General features: G+C 45.1%; 13 protein-coding genes. 3 read left to right on the plus strand and 10 right to left on the minus strand.

Features of this window, described 5'->3' with window-relative positions; translation table 11 throughout:
* Positions 1-33: 33 nt before the first annotated feature.
* The 3 genes from hrcA to LAY41_RS00140 form a co-directional block, all read right to left on the minus strand.
* Positions 34-1128 (minus strand): heat-inducible transcriptional repressor HrcA, encoded by a 1095-nt coding sequence (gene hrcA, locus LAY41_RS00130; RefSeq protein WP_249092852.1) that lies wholly within the window; start codon positions 1126-1128, stop codon positions 34-36.
* A gap of 423 nt (positions 1129-1551) precedes the next feature.
* A complete protein-coding gene (locus tag LAY41_RS00135) occupies positions 1552-1914 on the minus strand; it encodes a rhodanese-like domain-containing protein (protein ID WP_249092853.1) in 363 nt (120 codons plus the stop codon).
* Between the two features lie 38 nt (positions 1915-1952).
* On the minus strand, positions 1953-2234 hold the full coding sequence (locus tag LAY41_RS00140) for a hypothetical protein (RefSeq protein WP_249092854.1): 282 nt from the start codon (positions 2232-2234) through the stop codon (positions 1953-1955).
* Positions 2235-2975: 741 nt separating this feature from the next.
* On the opposite strand from LAY41_RS00140, the gene LAY41_RS00145 reads away from it, so the two are divergent.
* Together LAY41_RS00145 and LAY41_RS00150 are read left to right on the plus strand one after the other, a co-directional pair.
* The gene (locus tag LAY41_RS00145) at positions 2976-8444 is read left to right on the plus strand and encodes a trifunctional serine/threonine-protein kinase/ATP-binding protein/sensor histidine kinase (protein WP_249092855.1); all 5469 of its coding nucleotides are present in this window, start codon (positions 2976-2978) and stop codon (positions 8442-8444) included.
* A 151-nt stretch (positions 8445-8595) separates the two neighbouring features.
* Positions 8596-9726, plus strand: a complete 1131-nt coding sequence (locus tag LAY41_RS00150) for a DnaJ domain-containing protein (protein WP_249092856.1) — start codon at positions 8596-8598, stop codon at positions 9724-9726.
* A 131-nt stretch (positions 9727-9857) separates the two neighbouring features.
* Here LAY41_RS00150 and LAY41_RS00155 read toward each other — a convergent pair whose 3' ends face one another.
* From LAY41_RS00155 to LAY41_RS00185, 7 genes are all read right to left on the minus strand, one after another.
* Complete coding sequence (locus LAY41_RS00155) at positions 9858-10802, minus strand: LysR family transcriptional regulator (RefSeq protein WP_249092857.1); 945 nt, start codon at positions 10800-10802, stop codon at positions 9858-9860.
* 269 nt (positions 10803-11071) lie between these two features.
* Positions 11072-11860 (minus strand): beta-carboxysome assembly protein CcmO, encoded by a 789-nt coding sequence (locus LAY41_RS00160; RefSeq protein ID WP_249092858.1) that lies wholly within the window; start codon positions 11858-11860, stop codon positions 11072-11074.
* Positions 11861-11938: 78 nt separating this feature from the next.
* Positions 11939-12655, minus strand: a complete 717-nt coding sequence (locus LAY41_RS00165; protein WP_249092859.1) for a beta-carboxysome scaffolding protein CcmN — start codon at positions 12653-12655, stop codon at positions 11939-11941.
* A gap of 175 nt (positions 12656-12830) precedes the next feature.
* Positions 12831-14450: a beta-carboxysome scaffolding protein CcmM gene (locus tag LAY41_RS00170; protein WP_249092860.1), complete on the minus strand. Its 1620-nt coding sequence runs from the start codon at positions 14448-14450 to the stop codon at positions 12831-12833.
* A 158-nt stretch (positions 14451-14608) separates the two neighbouring features.
* Complete coding sequence (locus LAY41_RS00175; protein ID WP_249092861.1) at positions 14609-14914, minus strand: beta-carboxysome shell vertex protein CcmL; 306 nt, start codon at positions 14912-14914, stop codon at positions 14609-14611.
* A 2-nt stretch (positions 14915-14916) separates the two neighbouring features.
* Positions 14917-15258 carry a carbon dioxide-concentrating mechanism protein CcmK gene (locus tag LAY41_RS00180; RefSeq protein WP_249072020.1) on the minus strand — a complete coding sequence of 114 codons (342 nt, stop codon included), beginning with the start codon at positions 15256-15258 and terminating at the stop codon, positions 14917-14919.
* Between the two features lie 84 nt (positions 15259-15342).
* Positions 15343-15651, minus strand: a complete 309-nt coding sequence (locus LAY41_RS00185) for a carbon dioxide-concentrating mechanism protein CcmK (protein ID WP_249092862.1) — start codon at positions 15649-15651, stop codon at positions 15343-15345.
* 659 nt (positions 15652-16310) lie between these two features.
* Between LAY41_RS00185 and LAY41_RS00190 the strand changes: the two genes are divergently transcribed.
* On the plus strand, positions 16311-18203 hold the full coding sequence (locus tag LAY41_RS00190; RefSeq protein ID WP_249092863.1) for an NAD(P)H-quinone oxidoreductase subunit F: 1893 nt from the start codon (positions 16311-16313) through the stop codon (positions 18201-18203).
* Positions 18204-18206 lie beyond the last annotated feature (3 nt).

Below are 18206 nucleotides of genomic sequence, written 5' to 3' on the forward strand. Positions count from 1 at the left end.
TGTAACTTCTAGGCTCAACCGAATAGGGAATTGTTAACTCAAGGCTTCGGAGAGATAATCGGCGGTGGCTTCAACGAGGGCGATCGCATTTTCATACACCATCCGCGTTGGCCCCAAAACGCCTACACTTCCCACCGCCACCGCGCCCTGTCGATAAGTTGCAGAAATCAGCGTACAGGCGCGTATAGGTTCCAAAGTATTTTCCGAACCAATTCGCACGGTCGCCCTTTTACCTTGTGGCAGAGGTATCCCGCCTATTATCTGCACTTCTGGTGATTCAAAAATTAACGGCCACAGCAGATCCTGTTCTTCTTCTAGCAGGTGAATCAGGGTCTTGACTTGCTGCAATTCGGTAAATTCTGGCTGACGCAACATCTCGGCGACGCCGCGAATCAGTATTTGCGTGGAAGCCTGCGGTTGACTGCGACGGGTCACTTCTGCAAGTAAATTTTTCAGGAATTCAGCATATCGTTGAAATTCCTGACCCAGCTGACTCCAGTTTAGTGCTGCCAATTCCAAGAGCGATCGGCCCCGCAGCTGGCTATTCAAAAAGTTAGATAAAATTTGCAACTCTCGCTCTATAATTTCTGCATCCGGTTCGGAGGCGTCAACTGGCGAAGGTAACTCCATCAAAACCGACTGCGTTTCATACCCATCTGTCACCACAATCAGCATCACCTGACCGGGATCGAGCTGCACCAATTGCAAATGCCGCAGTTGAGTGTTACGAGTTTGGGGCATAGTGATCAGGGTAATGTACCCGCTCACAGTAGCGAGAATTTGAGCCGCACCCTGTAGGAGTGCCTCAAAGCTCCAATCCTCCTTTTTTAGCCTATCTTCAAGTAATTGTTCTACTTGACGTGCCAGGGTTTCGTCTGGCGCGATCAGCTGGTCAACATAAATTCGGTAGCCAGAGTCTGAGGGAACCCGTCCGGCGGAGGTATGAGGTTGATACAGCAATCCAGCTTTTTCTAAAACGTTCATCGCATTGCGAATCGTGGCTGGGCTGACGGTGAGTCTGTACTCTTCTAGCAGGGCTTTCGACCCCACTGGTTCTGCCGTCGCAATATAGTGACGAACCGTTGCCCAAAGGATATGCTGCTGGCGATCGGTAAGATGGATTTGCATAGACGTTTTGAGCGCAAGACGAATTGAATCGGGTTTAAAAAAACTGCCGGGATTTAGATAGGGAATCCACCTTATACCAGATCTTTCTTACGATAGTTGTAACAAAAACAACCAGTGCCTTGGGGCTAACTGCGGCTCCTGAGTCGGTTGTATGTACAGGATAGCAAAGAACGCTGCCACTTCACCCACTGGTATAGCAAAAGTCACTCATTCAAATGCTTGCTGTGAATTCGTTCTGGCGTTTTAGGATGTCCTTCTTCCTTGAGTACTGCTATAATAGGTTAATTTCAAATTTCGGATTTTAGATTTAAAAACTTTACTTTTGAATTGAGAGATGGGGGAATTTCAAATTTTAGATTTTAGATTTCAGAACTTTACTTTTGAATTGAAGATTTTCAATTCTTTAATCTAAAATTACCGTTATTAATACCGGGGAATTTTAAGATCGACTAGGTTGGAGTAGGCATCAATGCCACCTGTTACATTTTTGACATTGGTGAATCCTTGAGCGATCAACCACTGACACATTTGGGCGGAACGAATGCCGTGGTGGCACATCACGATCGTCTCTGCGTGGGGATCGAAGCGGGTTTGGATCTCGCCAGACCACTCGGCAAATTCACTCAAGGGTAGATTCTCGAAACCCTCCAAACTGGCTAGGACAAGTTCTTGCGGTTCTCGAACATCCACCAGCTGTAGATCTTCCTTACCAACCGCTAGACGATTGGCCAAATCCTCCACACTAATTTTGGGGATGGGTTGTTTCAATGCCTGAAAGCTGCTCACAGATTCCCCTCGCAATGCCGAGGTGTATTGTACCACCTTTAAATGAAAGGATGCTCCTCGTTGTGCGGGCGATCGGTTTGTTTTTGGTCGATAAAGTTCTTCATTGCAACGCGACGATTAGCCATAAACTGATTCCAGAAACCCGGATACAGGTCGTCCATCGTTTTAGCGATCGACCAGACTTCCATCCCCATCATTTTATAAAGAGAGCGATCGGCCCGTTGCAAGTCTTCTAGCCGTTGCTCAACATTTTCAGCGGGAGTTTTTAGAATAGTTTGCTTTTGAGATTGAGTAGGTTCGCTATATGTTAGCTCAAGCATTGCGATCGCCTCTGAGGTATGAAAATTTATAAAGATATGGTGACCAAGTCCATCTGTATAAAAAGGACAGTCTGTTAACTGGCATCTGCGATGCTGTTCGGGAAACGTATGGAGTTAACCGCCAGCTAGGCTTTTTGCCGCCCTCGTACTTGCCAGTACTAAACTCAGTTTTAGCATTAAGAGAACACATAACACCCTGAAAAGCGAAGATTTTACGCTAGCTTGATGAAAGCTTTAAAAGTTTTTAGCTTGAACGGTCAGAAGCCCCACATCCTACCCTATAGGGAGGCGTGGGATGAATGACCGGGCTTTTGACGAATTGACCCCACTCCCGATATCAGCCTAACGGCTGATATTTAGCATTTGGACAAAAAACGGGTTTGAGCCTGTAAGGGCTCAGCATTTGCGTAGTTATCTTAGTGGTAGGACGTAATTTGAGTATCAGCGTGAATCTGTCGCCTATTCAGCTAGGAGAAGCCAACTTAATTTCCCAAATTGACGAAATTATAGAAGAAGTAATGTTTACTTTTGGCTAATTTTAATATTTTTTTAATATTTTAAGCCATACTAGATAAAGCAGTCAATTCGGCGAATCTGTACTATTTGCAGAATCCAGACCAAAGACAGAGACTGAGCGCTGCTCTTATTCGTTTTTTAGGTGGCGGATCGATCGCACTCAACCGTAAAAATGCCGATATTATATATACTACAAACCCCAGCCAGCCAGAATGAGGAGGAAAAATGATTAACGCTCTTCCAGGATACCAGATTATCGAAGTTATTCACAGCGGAGTCAGAACAGTTATTTATCGCGCCGTGGGGGAGGATAGAAAAGAGGCGATCGTCAAAACCCTCAAAGCCGAGTATCCTACCCTGGAAGAAATTACCCGATTAAGACATGAATATAAAATACTCCAACCTTTGCATATAGAAGGAATTATCAAAACTTATGGTATAGAAAAATATAAGAACGGTCTGGCGCTGATATTGGACTATTTCGAGGGAGAATGCCTCAAAGACTTAATGACCTCTCAAAAAATTCCAGTTGATTCGTTTTTGAGCATCGCCATTCAGCTAGCTTCAACCCTAGCCGAGCTACATCAAAATAACATTATACATAAAGATATAAAACCCCAGAATATCCTGATTAATCCGAAAACGCAATCAATCAAAATCATCGACTTTAGCATTTCCACACGCCTGTCCAGAGAGAATCCTAGCATCAGCAATCCCGACTTGCTAGAAGGCACCCTCGCATATATGTCGCCAGAGCAAACCGGACGCATGAATCGATCGCTTGACTACCGCACCGACCTCTATTCTCTCGGCGTCACATTTTATGAAATACTCACCGGACAACTGCCTTTTAATTCCACCGATCCGATGGAATTAGTCTACTGCCATATTGCCAAAAAACCTGTTTCCACCCATCAACTGAATCCAGAAATTCCAGAGGCAGTTTCAGACATTATAACGAAATTATTAGCCAAAACAGCAGAAGACAGATATCAAAGCGCTCTCGGACTAAAAGCTGACTTGGGAACCTGTTTTGCTCAGTTACAGGCATCTGGAAAAATAGTCAACTTCATTCCTGGCAAACTCGATAAATGCGGTCAATTTCTCATTCCCCAAAAACTTTACGGTCGCGAAGCAGAAGTTGCCCAATTGTTAGAAGCTTTTGAGCGAGTAGCGGGTAATTTTCAATTCAAAATCGAGCTGATGCTCGTGAGCGGTTACTCCGGGATTGGCAAAACTTCAGTAGTCAATGAAATTCATAAACCGATTGTACGACAACGGGGTTATTTTATTGCAGGTAAATTCGATCAATTTAAGCGGAATATTCCTTATGCTGCCCTCATTCAAGCATTGCAGGAATTGATGCGGCAACTGCTAACAGAAAATTATGAAAAGATAGCTGTTTGGAAAGAGAAGCTTTTAGAGGCATTTGGTCAAAATGGGCAAGTAATTATAGATGTGATTCCCGAAGTAGAACTGATTGTCGGCAAACAGCCAGCAGTGCCTACTATTGGGCCAACAGAATCCCAAAATCGCTTTAATCGGCTATTTCAAAAATTTATTCAGGTATTCACCCAAAAAGAACACCCTCTAGTTTTATTTCTAGATGATTTACAGTGGGCAGATTCCGCCTCTTTGAAATTGATTCAATTACTAATGACTGACGCCGACAGCAAATATTTGTTGATGATTGGCGCGTATCGAGATAACGAAGTCAGTCCAATTCATCCCAGTATTCAAACTATAGATAAAATTAAACAAAGTGGTGCGATCGTCAATAATATTATACTCCAGCCTTTGAATTTATTTCACATCAACCAATTAGTAGCAGATACCCTCAGCGAAGCAGAAACATTATCCAATCAAGAGTCCATAGAATGCCTTAGCGAAACGCACCGTCTCAGTCGCCAATTTTTATTAGCAGATCTGCTTTTTAACAAAACTCAAGGTAATCCCTTCTTTTTAAACCAGATGTTTAAAACGCTGTACCAAGAAAAGTTGTTAACCTTTGAGTTTATTGAAGGTCGCTGGCTTTGGGACATCGAGCAAATTCAAGCAATTGGAATCACGGATTACAATGTCGTCGAACTGGTGGCAAGAAATATTCAAAAGCTATCTAAATCAACACAAGAAATTTTAAAATTAGGAGCTTGCATTGGCAACCAATTTAACTTAGATGTTCTTGCTATTGTGAATAAAAAATCTTTTTTAGACACTGCCAACGATTTATGGGAGGCGTTACAAGCTGGTCTAATTCTACCCCTGTCCCAAGCTTATAAAATACCTTTGGTTGGGGATTGGGGAATAGGAACTTTTGACGGCGGACTAAGTAATTCCCAATACCAAATCTCCTACAAATTTTTACATGACCGAGTGCAACAAGCCGCTTATTTTCTGATTCCCGAAGACCAGAAAAAATCAACACACTTAAAAATTGGACAATTGCTGTTAAGAAATACCCTTCGAGGAGAACGCGAAGAGAAAATTTTTGATATAGTCAATCAGTTAAATTTAGGATTGGAATTAATCAGCGATCGAAATGAACAAAATGAACTAGCTCAGTTGAACTTCATAGCAGGACGTAAGGCTAAGATGTCAACTGCTTATGCTGCTGCTGTCAGGTATTTTTCTGTCGCAATGGAACTTCAGCCGCGAGATAACTGGCAAAGTCACTATGACTTGACTCTGACTCTTCATATCGAAGCAGCAGAAGCGGAATATTTAAATATTAACTTTGAACGGTCGCTTATTCTGGCTGAAATAGCCATGCAAAATGCTGCAACTTTGCTCGATCGAGTGAAGGTGTACGAGCTACAAATGCAACTCTGTATCGCTCAATTAGAGATGGTAAAAGCTGTCGATATAGGGCTGCAAGTTTTGTCTACATTGGGCATTTCTCTTTTAGAAATAGATGTTGAGAACAATTTGGTTGTCGATTTGCCCAACCTAGCAGACTTAGAAAATATCCCGACAATGACCGACCCCTATAAACTCTCGGCTATGCAGATTTTGAAAATTCTCTGTGCGCCTGTTTTTATGGCGAACCCAGAGATTTTTCCGCAACTAATTATAACAATGGTCAATCTTTGCCTTGAATATGGCAATTCGGCAATATCTTCTTTCGCCTATGGTTTTTATGGCTTGTTGCTGGTTGGGTTCGGAAAGCTGGATGCTGGATATCAAGCCGGTATCATTGCTTTAAAACTTTTGGATAAGTTTGATGCCAAAGAACTTAAGGCTAAAGTCTACAACTTGTTTAATTCCAATATTAGAAGTTGGAAAGAACATAATAAAAATAGTGTTGTTCCATTGCAGGAGGGGGTACAGAGTGGGTTGGAAATAGGAGATATTGAATGGGGTGGTTATTGCGCTGCGAATTTGTGCAGTTATTTATTTTTTACTGAGGATAACTTAGAATCGGCGGTGCAGCAACAAGCAGCATACGTTGATTTGTGCATAAAAATTAACCAAGAAATACCAACTCATTTTTCTCAAATCTGGAGACAATTAGGTTTGAATTTAGAAGGCGCATCTGTAGATAGATCTTTGCTGATAGGTTCGAGTTTTGATGAAGCGGAAATGTTGCCTCGTTTGATTGAAGCTAAAAGCGGTACGGTTCTGTTTATTTTTTATGTGGCTAAAACAATTCTGCTTTACCTTTTAGGCGATTTCGAGCGAGCTTTGAAGAACGTTGCTTTTGCGAATGAACAAGCAGGCGCTGCATTTGGTTTTATGCAGGTAGTTATTCTAAATTTCTACTATTCACTGGCTCTCCTGGGTCACTATCCGCAAGCCAATAGGAGCGAGCAACAAAAATATCTGGAGCAAGTAGAGGCAAACCAGGAGAAGATGAAATTATGGGCGGATAGTGCGCCAATGAATAATCAGCATAAGTACGAACTTGTGGAGGCTGAAAAGGCGCAAGTATTAGGTAAAAATTGGCAAGCGGCAGATTTATACGATCGCGCTATATCCTTGGCTAAAGAAAACGAGTACATTAATGAAGAAGCTTTAGCTCATGAACTTGCAGCTAAATTTTACCTAAGATGGGGTAAAGAAAAAATTGCCCGCATATACATGATTGATGCCTACTACGCCTATACTCGCTGGGGAGCAAAAGCAAAAGTAAAATATTTAGAAGAAAGATATCCTGAATTTTTCTTCCAGCTGCTGAAACGAGAAACCCCCGATCTCGATTTCACTCTGACGACAACAACTTCAACGACGGGAGGAAATTCGGCACTACTGGATTTGGTTACGGTAATGAAAGCCTCGCAAGCTATTTCTAGCGAAATCGTTCTCGACAAGTTGCTGGAGAATTTGATGGAAATTCTTATGCAGAATGCTGGAGCGAGAAAAGTTTTTCTTTTGTTGCGTTCCCAGGGTGGAGAGGGAGATAAATTGTTGCTGGTAGCTGAGGGCAATATAGAAGAAGACGAGGTTATAGTGCTGCCATCTGGTCCGCTGAAAAGTCCTCTGGATCTGCCTGTTGCGATTATCAACTACATCGAAAGAACTCATGAAACTTTAGTGTTAAATAATCCTGCTTCTGAGGGTATTTTCACCAATGACCCTTATATTGCCAACATTCAACCGAAGTCAATTTTAGGTTTGCCGCTGATCTATCAAGGCAAGTTCAACGGCATCCTTTATTTAGAAAACAATTTGACTGTGGGAGCTTTTACGCAGCAGCGCTGTAGCGTGTTAAAATTGTTAGCGGCTCAAGCTTCTATCTCTCTGGAAAATGCCAGTATATACAATAATTTGCAGGAATCGGAAGCGCGAGAGCGAGAAAAAGCTTTGCAATTAGAACAATCTTTGCACAAGCTGCAACAAACGCAAGCGCAACTGGTTCAGACGGAGAAAATATCCAGTTTGGGGCAACTGGTGGCGGGTGTCGCCCATGAAGTGAATAACCCGGTTAGTTTTATTTCTGGCAATCTGCATCATGCCAGCGAGTACGTACAAGATTTGCTAAACCTTGTGAATCTTTATGGGGAGGAATATCCCCACCCAACTCAAAAGATTGAAGATGAAATAGAAGCGATCGAACTGGAATACTTAATTGAAGATTTGCCCAAATTGCTGTCTTCTATGAAAGTGGGAACCGATCGCATCCGCGACATCATGCTGTCGTTACGCAATTTCTCGCGAGTTGATACCCAGAAAAAGCCAACTGACATTCACGCGGGGCTAGAAAGTACTTTGATGATTTTACAGCATCGGTTGAAAGCGAAGGCAGAATGTCCGGCGATCGCGATCGTTAAAGAGTACGGCGATTTGCCACTGGTAGAGTGCTATGCTGGGCCACTAAATCAGGTGTTCATGAATTTGTTGGCAAATGCGATCGACGCGATCGAAGAGTCAGAAATGCAGAGGGACAGAGGGGTAGAGGAGAAATCTCTCATCCCAAATCCTGAGATTCGGATTCGCACTGAGTTTGTCGATGGCGACAAAGTTGTCATTCGCATCAAGGACAATGGCCCAGGGATGGCGGAGTCGGTGCGATCGAAGTTGTTTGACGCCTTTTTTACCACGAAACCAGAAGGTAAAGGAACTGGGTTGGGTTTATCGATAAGCTACCAGATTGTGGTAGAAAAACATCAGGGTTCGCTTAAGTGCATTTCCGCACCGGGCGAGGGGACGGAGTTTGCGATCGAAATTCCGGTGGGGCGGGAAAATGGCTGTAAGTAGCAGCGAGTTGGATGTAGGTACGTAGTTGCGCTTTAGCCCTCTTTGAGCGCTAAAGCGCAACTACGTACCCATTACCCGATGCGATCGCACCAGAAGAAAAATTCCGGGAACTATATTAACTTATATCAAATCCGTTTGCATTGTAATTGCGATGAATGCTAAGCCTCCTCAGACTTGGAAATGCGAACACACTCTCAAAGAACACACAGCATCGGTGAATGCCGTTGCGATCGATCCTCAAGGCAATATCCTTGCCAGCGGTAGCGATGACAGAACAGTCAGTCTGTGGGATCTGAAAACCGGAAAACGCATTTTCACCTTTTTTGGGCTATTAAACGCTGTTTTTTCAGTCGCCTTCAATCCGCGAACGCCTTTTCTGGTTAGTGGCGACTTCGACAATACAATTACTTGCTGGAATCTGGACACAAATGCAGTACGTAGCTTTTCGGGTCGGTCTGGAACTAACAACGCACATTCAAGCTCAATTTTCTCCGTCGCCTTTACCTCTGATGGCGAAAATCTTGCCAGTGGAAGTGCCGACCAAACTATCAAAATTTGGAATATTCCCAGATGGGTGTCAACCCGCACATTGCGCGGACATACAGACACAGTTTGGTCTATTGCCATCAGTCCAGACGGTCAAATTCTAGCTAGCGCTAGTGCGGATAAAACTATCAGAATTTGGCCTTTAAACAGTTGGGACGAGCCTCGCATTCTGATTGGACATTCAGGTTGGGTAACATCGGTTGCGATCGGTCACAACGGTCAAATTCTGGCTAGTGCAAGTCAAGACTCGACAATTAAATTATGGAATCTCAATACGCTCAAATTACTCTGCACTTTGAGCGGACATTCAGCTGCGGTTTGGTCTGTTGTCTTTAGTCCCAATAGACAACTTTTAGGCAGCGCAGGGAAGGACGGCGTTAAGCTTTGGAACTTAAGCACAGGAGAACTTCTGCACACTCTTTCCGGGCGTCATCCTATTGCTTTTAGTCCTGATGGAAAGACTCTAGTTACTGGCGGTGACGGCACGAATATTAAGATTTGGCGTCAATATGTTCCGGCGACTGAATCTGCACCTAACCCGGTTTTATCTGGAGAATGGTACTCAATTTTGTGTGTGGATAAGTTAGCTTCTCCCGAAGAAGTTAAACTGGCTTATCGTCGATTAATTAAGCAATATCATCCTGATATCAATCGAGCTGCTAATGCTAAAGATATTATGCAGGCAATCAATGAAGCTTATGCAAAATTTGAAGAAGGGGCTAGGGGGGAATTTTAGATTTCAGATTGAATTTAAATTTTAAATCTAAAATCTAAAATCCCCCCTCTTTCCTCTTATCCTAGCCCCGTTCGGCCTTCGGCTTGAGCGCGGAAGTTGAGCTTTGTCGAAACTCAGTCGAACGTCGAAGCCTAGTCCCTAGCCCCTAATCCCATAATACTTTGAGCTGATGTTTCCTCTAAAACCTGCTTTCCTTCATCCATCAGATAGTCGAAAAATGTACGGGCTACAACAGACAATTGTTTGCCGGATGGATAAGCCACATACCAATACCGTTCGATCGGAAAACCTTCCACATCTAAAATAGTAAGATGGCTGGTCATTCCTTCTAAAGCCATTGTATGACTAGATAAAACCGATATTCCCAAACCACCTGCGATCGCTTGCTTAATCGCTTCATTACTGCCCAATTCTAACTTGACTTTTACGCTGATTCCGTGTATTTCAAATAATTTTTGCACCGCTTGGCGCGTACCAGACCCAGGTTCCCGCATGATAAAAGGTTCCCCAGTAAGCCTTTCTAGGGGAATATTCTTCTGCAAAGCCAGCGGATGATTGCTGGGTGCCAACACCACTAAAGGATTTTCCAAAAACGAGTGTACGATCGCATCCGAATTATCTGGCAATTGGCTGATAATATAAAGATCGTCAAGATTCTGCGAGAACCGTTCCAGAATGATTTCGTGGTTTGTCACCTGGAGCGACACATCAATTCCCGGATAACGCTGGCAAAACGGCCCCAACAAACGCGGCACAACATATTTAGCCGTTGTAATCACAGCCAACCGTAACTGTCCTGCCTTCACTCCTTTCAGGTCTGCCACTGTCATTTCAAAGTGAGCCAAGCGATCGAAAATCTCTCGGCAGGTCGCCAACAATTCCCGCCCCGCATCTGTCAGATACAGGCGCTTGCCTATCTGCTCAAACAGGGGCAAACCAACTGCTTTCGCCAGCTGCTTCACCTGCATAGAAACAGTAGGTTGGGTTAAAAACAGTTCCTCAGCCGCACGGGTAAAGCTACTATGCCGAGCGGCGGCTTCAAATACTTTCAACTGGTGCAGTGTAGTGTGCTTCAAGGGTCACACTCCTGGAATGGTTAAATTATAGATAATAATCTATCATAACCATCAATAATAAGGACTTTTACTTATTAAAACTTCAGGCTACGATCGTGTTACTGGCAAAAGCGTAAGACATCTTTGATAGAGCGTTGCATAACTCGGTCACGATTTACTAAGAGGAGTCCTTCTTCCATTACAAAGCTGTGTATTCCATCTGGCAAACACGGGAGGAGATCCCCACTAAGATCGTGTCCACGAGCTGCAACGCTTTTTCGTATTTTTCTTTATTCTTGTGGTAAGGGAACTGATATTTCTTGTGGTAAGGGAACTGATATTTCTTGTGGTAAGGGAACTGGTATTTTTGCAAAATCGGGCAGTTTGACAACCTCTTTTTCCACTTCTTTGACACTTATGGGCAAATTCAGGGGTTCGGGCTGCTCTAGCCAGCAACTCGCTACCGGCAGGGTTTGCTCCAAGTCATCCAACGGTCGAGGAATTACCATAACTGAGTTCAATTCCCCAATGCGTTCGGCTTCGTACATTCCCGCCTCAACAGCCACAGCGACATTTGCTACGGAACCTCTGATGATGGCAGTACACAAACCCGCGCCAATTTTTTCATAGGATGATAAAAACACTTCAGCTGCTTTGAGCATGGCGTCGGCTGCTCCGACCATAGCTGGAAACCCTCGCGTTTCCAAAAGACCAATAGCTTGATTGCTTAAGCTACTCTTACCCTGGTTTTGAGATAGCTGGAACAAACGATAGCCTATAGGAAGTACGGCTTCCAAATTGGCTAGGGGTCTGGGAATAATCGAGCTGGAAATCAATTCACCAAACTGCTGTGCTGTTTGGGCACCTGCTTCGACGGCCAAACGGACATCGGCAATCCCACCCCGCACGATCGCAGTACAATGACCGTCACCAATTTTTTCATACCCGACTAGGACTACCCCAGCTGACTTTAGCATCATGTCAGCACATCCAACGATCGCCGGAAAACTGCGAGTTGATACTAAACCTAAAGCAGTGTCATTAAATTCTCGTTCTTGACTCGACGGCTGGGCCTGCATATATAACCTCGCTTTAGTTGCTAGTGGTTAGCGGTTAATCCTTAGAAAATTTAGTGCCTAACACTTAAAAACTAACAACTAATCAGTCTTACCGTCTTGGAGTGGGCGCTTTAAGGATTGATTATGGGGAAAAAGCGTCAGCATAAGCCGATTCAAGTGAGCTTGTCCGTGGGCAACTTGAACAGGAGTAGCTGCCGGAGAATCAAGCCCAGTTGGGGTAGGAGCGGATTCGCTGCTAGTTTTACTCTTCGACGCCTCTGGGGAGTAGGGGTTAGAAGGCTTATTCTTGAGGGTGGAGGCAGACTTATCGTCGTCTGGGATAGACGCCTGCCGTCCATTGTCTGTACAAGGCAAGATCGTGATCGTAGGCAGCGTTGTTTTGTTCTGTTTTGAGGCAGAAGCCGAGTTAGTTGCGGTGGATGCTGTTAGTGGGACAATTATGTGACGACTTGAGTCTCCGATTAAAGAGCCGCTAGGCACTACTTGCCCAGCTTCAATCGAATGAAAGAAAATCGTCGTAGCCGAACCAATGCAGGCGTTTGCCCCAATTTTGCCCTTGCCTACTACTAAGACGCCTGCACCCAGGACAGCTCCTGCGTGGATTTCCAGGATGCCTTCGCGAGCGTCAATAATTGACCCCATGCCGATACAAGCTCCGGCGGCGATGACAATCCGGCTGTTTGCATCTGCTATAAGTAATACTCCAGGTGCGATCGCGGCACTCTGGTCGATAGTGACATCGCCACTAACGTAAGGTTGCATATTGGCGATCGGTTGCAGTGGCGGCAATTGCATTCTTAACTTAAACCTCAACACTGAGAATTTCAGATTTTAGATTCAGATACTGGAGAATATTTTTGGTTAATGGTTCGCCTGTGAGTGCGATTCGCTGACGCGATAGCTTCGCTTCACGCGCCGCGTGCCTAGTTCACTCTTGTTTTCTGAAATCTGAAATCTGAAATCAGTTGACTTACTTGGGCTGTTGAACGATTTGCTCCAGAACGCGACGCTTTGCTTTGGTGTCAATACCAATCAAGCGCACGTATTCTTCGGGATGCTCTTTGAGGCAATTTTCCAGAGCGGCAAATACTTCCGACGGGTTGCTTGACTGAACTGGCGTACAGCTTTGCCAAGATCCCGTGCGGAACCGACGCGGCTCGGCGTGTTCCATGCCAATGCGATACCCTTGAGCCAGCAAAGAACGTATCTGTGTTTGCACTTCCGCATTCAAGCCAGTACTTTGCACTTGAGCTATCTTGCTTTCAGCTTTTTGAGCTGGGGCAGCCTTACCATTTTCAGAAACCTTACCATCGGGACGTTGGATCAGCAGTTCGAGAACCCGCCGCTTCGCCTTGGTGTCAATGCCAATCATGCGGATATACTCTCCCGGATGGGTTTCTATACAAGCTTCCAGAGCCTGAACTACATCAGATACGCGATCGCTATCGATGGGGGAGCAGCTCTGCCAAGAACTCGTCTGGAACCGCCGCTTATCCGCGTGTTCCGTACCGATGCGATATCCTTTGGTCAGAAGCGATCGCACCTGTTCCACAACTTCTGGCCCCAGTTGGCTGCTACCAACCGAATTGCTGTTGGCGCTGCTACCAGATTTAATAGAAGGAGCTTTAATATTCTGGGTAACTTTGCCATCAGGCCGTTGGATCACCATCTCCAGAACCCGCCGCTTAGCCTTCGGGTCTACCCCAATCAAACGCACGTATTCTCCAGGGAATTCATCCAAACAAGCTTCCAGAGCCGCTACAGCTTCAGATTCTCTAGTCGCTTGGATGGATGGCCCGCTTTGCCAAGAACTGGTGCGGAACCGGCGTTCATCCGAATGCTCTGTACCAATCCGATATCCTTGCGCCAGCATTTGGCGTACTTGAACGCTTACTTCTGAACCTAAACGCATATTTTTCACCTGACCGTTACCATTACTTGAACGATTGCTTACTTGAGAGTCATCTAACTCATCGCGTATTTCCGCTATGCACCCGATGTTATCCGCGCAGCGATAGCCTGTTCGCAAAGCATCATTAATTCCGATCACATGATGGGCGAACTGCATATCTGCTTCCTGAACATCTGGCAAGCGATCGGCCTGCTGCTGATTCGTAATAATAGAACCAGAACCAACATACTTACCCGGAGGAATCTCTACATCCTGAATCAGCGCGTGCATCATCACAATACAGCCATTCCCCACACGAGCATTAAACACCGTCGAGCGAAAGCCAATAAAGCAATTATCCCCAACATAAGCTGGGCCGTGAATTAACGCCATGTGGGTGATGGAAGTATCCTTCCCAATCCAAACCGAGTAAGAACTTCGGTCATCTCCTAGCACCCGACCTTGTTCCAAACCGTGAATAACGACGCCATCTTGAAGGTTGGTACTTTCGCCAATGTGGAAAGGAGTTCCCTCATCGGCTCGGACGAAAGTTCCTGGGGCAATCAAAACATTTGCTTTAATCCGAACATCTCCAATAACGCTGGAGGAGCGATGCACATAAGCAGTTTCATCAATCTTTGGTTCAGCTAAACTTTTCGACCAAGGGGTCGGCGGTGCAGCAATGCTGCGGAGTACCATCTGCGAATTCCTCTCTCCCTGAACGCTTGCCAGTTATTATCAGTCATCGGGGAATTTCAAATCTTAGATTAAAGAATTGAAAATTTCAGATTTAAAATGGTCAATTCCAAAGTAAAGCTCTCAAATCTCAAATCTCAAATCTCAAATTCCCTAATGACCTAATAGCGGTCTTGGTCTTTTTTACTGTAAAGCACGCGATTGTCAATACTTACAGTGTCAATAATGGCCACTACCAAAGCATCGAGCGGGCGTGTTTCATTGCCAGAAACTTGACGGGCAGCACTTCCACGGGTAACCAGTACCCACTCGTCCAGCCCAGCACCCACATTGTCTCCTGCCACTTCGTAGTTTGGCAGTAGGCGTCCCTCTTCATCTATATATTGCAATACGAGCAGTTTTGCGCCTCTGAGACTCGCCTCTTTGTGGGTACTGACAACGGTGCCGCGAACTTTGGCAATTTGCATTTTTATGGTCTGTTGTATGGGCGAATGCCGCTGACGCTATCCCGGAACTGCTGCACTTCTTCGGTATAACGAATGGGCAGTACGTACTCTAGGTTTTCGTGAGGACGAGCGATGATGTGAGTGGACAATACTTGACCCCCATTTACCCGCTTGACAGATTCTACCCCAGCTGAAACCGAGGCTTGCACTTCCGAGACATCGCCCCGGACAATCACCGTGACGCGACCGCTACCGATTTTTTCATAGCCTACGAGGGTGACGCGAGCGGCTTTAACCATCGCATCTGCGGCTTCTACGACAGCAGGAAAGCCCAGTGTTTCTATCATGCCAACTGCAATTGCCATTGTTTTAATCCTTGATAAAGTTCGTAAAAATCAAAAGAAGTGGAAGTTCTATTTGTGTAGCACAACCTAATGCGTCATCCTACGTTAGGTACGAAACTGTTCTACAGCTTCGGTGTAACGTATCGGCAACACATATTCTAGATTCTCATGCGGACGCGCAATTATGTGAGTAGATAAGACTTCGCCTCCATTTACCCGCTTGGCCGCTTCTACTCCTGCTGCCACCGAAGCTTGTACTTCCGACACATCGCCGCGTACAATTATCGTCACGCGGGCACTGCCGATTTTCTCATAACCTACTAGAGTGACGCGGGCGGCTTTGACCATAGCATCGGCTGCTTCTACTACAGCCGGAAACCCTTTGGTCTCAATCATTCCCACAGCAATTGGCATTGTTTATTCTCCTACCGGATCGGCGTAAGTAATTGTACTATTAGGTACTTTTACTGGAATTTTTGACGGAAATGCCCATTCTGCTCGCTAAAGAAAAAGCCTTTAGCATTCCCACATTTAAGAATAAAGAAGCCTGGGTTCCTTGACAATATTAATTACAATGATGATTTTAAATTAAGCTTATTAAAATAACTTAACAATACTAGGGATTTGGTAAAAAGATCTGGCAAGGCCAAAATGTTTTATAATTTCTTTATTAGTTTTACTTAAGCCAGACTTATAGTGGCTGGGGGTCAGTTTGGGCATGGGGGTCAGTTTGGGCATGGCAATGAACCATGAGCAATGAGCAATTAACAATTCCCGAACTCCTAATCCCCATATATCAGATATTGGCAAAAACTGATAAATCTCGGTTCTTTAAGTAAAGATACCGAGTAATTTTATTGTTTAATAAAAATTCAGACTATTTATTAAGGATTTTTGCGACCTAAAGCCTAGTATATAAAGCTTTATAGGGGTAAGATGAGTAGAAATCTATAATATACAAAAATTATTCCTCCGGTTTTAACTTCAACAAAGCCTCCTGGATTGACAGAAACCATTGCCTATGGTATGGAGGTTGACCTGATTGATTTGATGCAATTTCTAAGGATATGTCGATGACTCAGTTCCTACTTGAAACGAGTTGGTGGGTGCCTCTATATGGCTTAGTGGGTGCAATTTTGACCCTACCGTGGTCAATGGGGCTGATCCGCCGCACAGGCCCGCGACCGGCGGCTTACTTTAATTTGTTGATGACGGTGTTGGCGTTTTTGCATGGCTCAATTGTTTTCAGACTCACCTGGAATTGGGAGTCATTTGAGTTAGTATTCCACTGGCTAAAAGCAGCAGGTTTAGATTTATCCTTTGCCGTGGAAATCTCGCAGGTGAGCGTCGGGGCAATGGAGTTGGTGACGGGGCTGAGCTTGCTAGCTCAGCTGTTCGCGCTGGGATATATGGAAAAAGACTGGGCATTAGCTCGCTTTTTTGCTCTGATGGGATTTTTTGAGGCCGCAATGAGCGGTCTGGCGCTGAGTAATTCTTTGTTTCTCAGCTATGCTTTGTTGGAAATGCTGACGCTTTCCACTTATTTGCTAGTAGGATTTTGGTATGCTCAGCCACTGGTGGTGACGGCAGCGCGAGATGCCTTTTTGACCAAGCGGGTGGGAGACGTGCTGCTGCTGATGGGGATGGTGGTGCTGGCAACTCAAGCCGGAAGTTTGAACTTTCCAGACTTATATGATTGGGCAGAGACTGCCAAGTTGTCTCCCACGGTAGCAACTTTGTTGGGCTTGGCTTTAATTGCCTGTCCGATTGGGAAATGCGCTCAATTTCCGCTGCATCTTTGGCTGGATGAAGCGATGGAAGGGCCGAACCCAGCTTCGCTTTTGCGGAATTCGGTGGTGGTGGGTTGCGGCGCTTATGTGCTGATTAAACTCCAACCTATCTTGAATGTTTCGCCTGTGGCTTTGAATGCTTTGGTAGTTATTGGCACTATGACGGCTATAGGCGCTTCTTTGGTAGCACTAGCCCAAATCGATATTAAGCGAGCCCTGTCTCATTCCACCAGTGCTTACTTGGGTTTGGTATTTATCGCCGTTGGACAGCAATGGACGGGTTTCGCCTTGCTGTTGCTGTTTGCCCATGCTATTGCCAAAGCGTTGATGTTCATGAGCGTTGGCTCTATTATTCTGACAACCAATAACCAAGACTTGACAGAAATGGGCGGTCTGTGGTCTCGGATGCCAGCAACGACTACTGCTTTTGTGGTTGGCAGCGCTGGGTTGGTGGGACTGCTGCCTCTGGGAGGATTTTGGGCTTTGCGGCAAGGGGTTGAGGTATTTTGGGTTAGCGATCCTTGGATAGTGGCAGTTTTGCTGTTGGTCAATGCTTTGACAGCCTTGAATTTGACTCGCGTGTTCCGTTTGGTTTTTTGGGGTAAGCCGCAGCCTAAGACTCGCCGCGCCCCAGAGGTTCCCTGGCCGATGGCTGTGCCGATGGTGAGTTTGACGGTGGTGACTCTTTTAACGCCTTTGATAATGCAGAGCTGGTCACCGCTGCCCGAGTGGGAATATGTGAACATAAAAGCTGTGCTGCTGCTAGTTTTATCGGGTTTAGTTGGCTGCGGCTTAGGGGCAACCATTTATCTGCACAAGGCTTGGTCGAGGTCTTTGTTCCTGCCTTGGAGATTCATACAGGACTTGTTGGGTTATGACTTTTATATCGATCGCATTTACCGCGTGACTGTAGTTTTTGCAGTCGAACGCCTTTCTGCGATCAATGCTTGGATCGATCGCTATGTGGTGGATGGTTTCGTTAACTTGGTTGGCCTTGGCGCAATTTTCGGCGGTCAGACTTTGAAGTACAGCGCTTCGGGTCAGTCACAGTTCTATGTACTAATTATTCTCTTGGGAATAAGCTTTTTCGGGTTTCTGATGAGCTGGTTGTTCGATCCATCATTGTTCAAAACAATTTTTGATGGGGAATTTTGGCGATTATCTTTGAGTCAATAGTCA

Source organism: Argonema galeatum A003/A1 (assembly GCF_023333595.1).
Lineage (GTDB): Bacteria > Cyanobacteriota > Cyanobacteriia > Cyanobacteriales > Aerosakkonemataceae > Argonema > Argonema galeatum.

Excerpts from the sequence above, each read along its gene's own strand:
- hrcA (WP_249092852.1), bottom strand. The coding sequence starts at position 1,128 with ATGCAAATCCATCTTACCGATCGCCAGCAGCATATCCTTTGGGCAACG.
- LAY41_RS00140 (WP_249092854.1), bottom strand. The coding sequence starts at position 2,234 with ATGCTTGAGCTAACATATAGCGAACCTACTCAATCTCAAAAGCAAACT.
- LAY41_RS00145 (WP_249092855.1), top strand. The coding sequence starts at position 2,976 with ATGATTAACGCTCTTCCAGGATACCAGATTATCGAAGTTATTCACAGC.
- LAY41_RS00150 (WP_249092856.1), top strand. The coding sequence starts at position 8,596 with ATGAATGCTAAGCCTCCTCAGACTTGGAAATGCGAACACACTCTCAAA.
- LAY41_RS00160 (WP_249092858.1), bottom strand. The coding sequence starts at position 11,860 with ATGCAGGCCCAGCCGTCGAGTCAAGAACGAGAATTTAATGACACTGCT.
- LAY41_RS00165 (WP_249092859.1), bottom strand. The coding sequence starts at position 12,655 with ATGCAATTGCCGCCACTGCAACCGATCGCCAATATGCAACCTTACGTT.
- LAY41_RS00170 (WP_249092860.1), bottom strand. The coding sequence starts at position 14,450 with ATGGTACTCCGCAGCATTGCTGCACCGCCGACCCCTTGGTCGAAAAGT.
- LAY41_RS00175 (WP_249092861.1), bottom strand. The coding sequence starts at position 14,914 with ATGCAAATTGCCAAAGTTCGCGGCACCGTTGTCAGTACCCACAAAGAG.
- LAY41_RS00180 (WP_249072020.1), bottom strand. The coding sequence starts at position 15,258 with ATGGCAATTGCAGTTGGCATGATAGAAACACTGGGCTTTCCTGCTGTC.
- LAY41_RS00185 (WP_249092862.1), bottom strand. The coding sequence starts at position 15,651 with ATGCCAATTGCTGTGGGAATGATTGAGACCAAAGGGTTTCCGGCTGTA.
- LAY41_RS00190 (WP_249092863.1), top strand. The coding sequence starts at position 16,311 with ATGACTCAGTTCCTACTTGAAACGAGTTGGTGGGTGCCTCTATATGGC.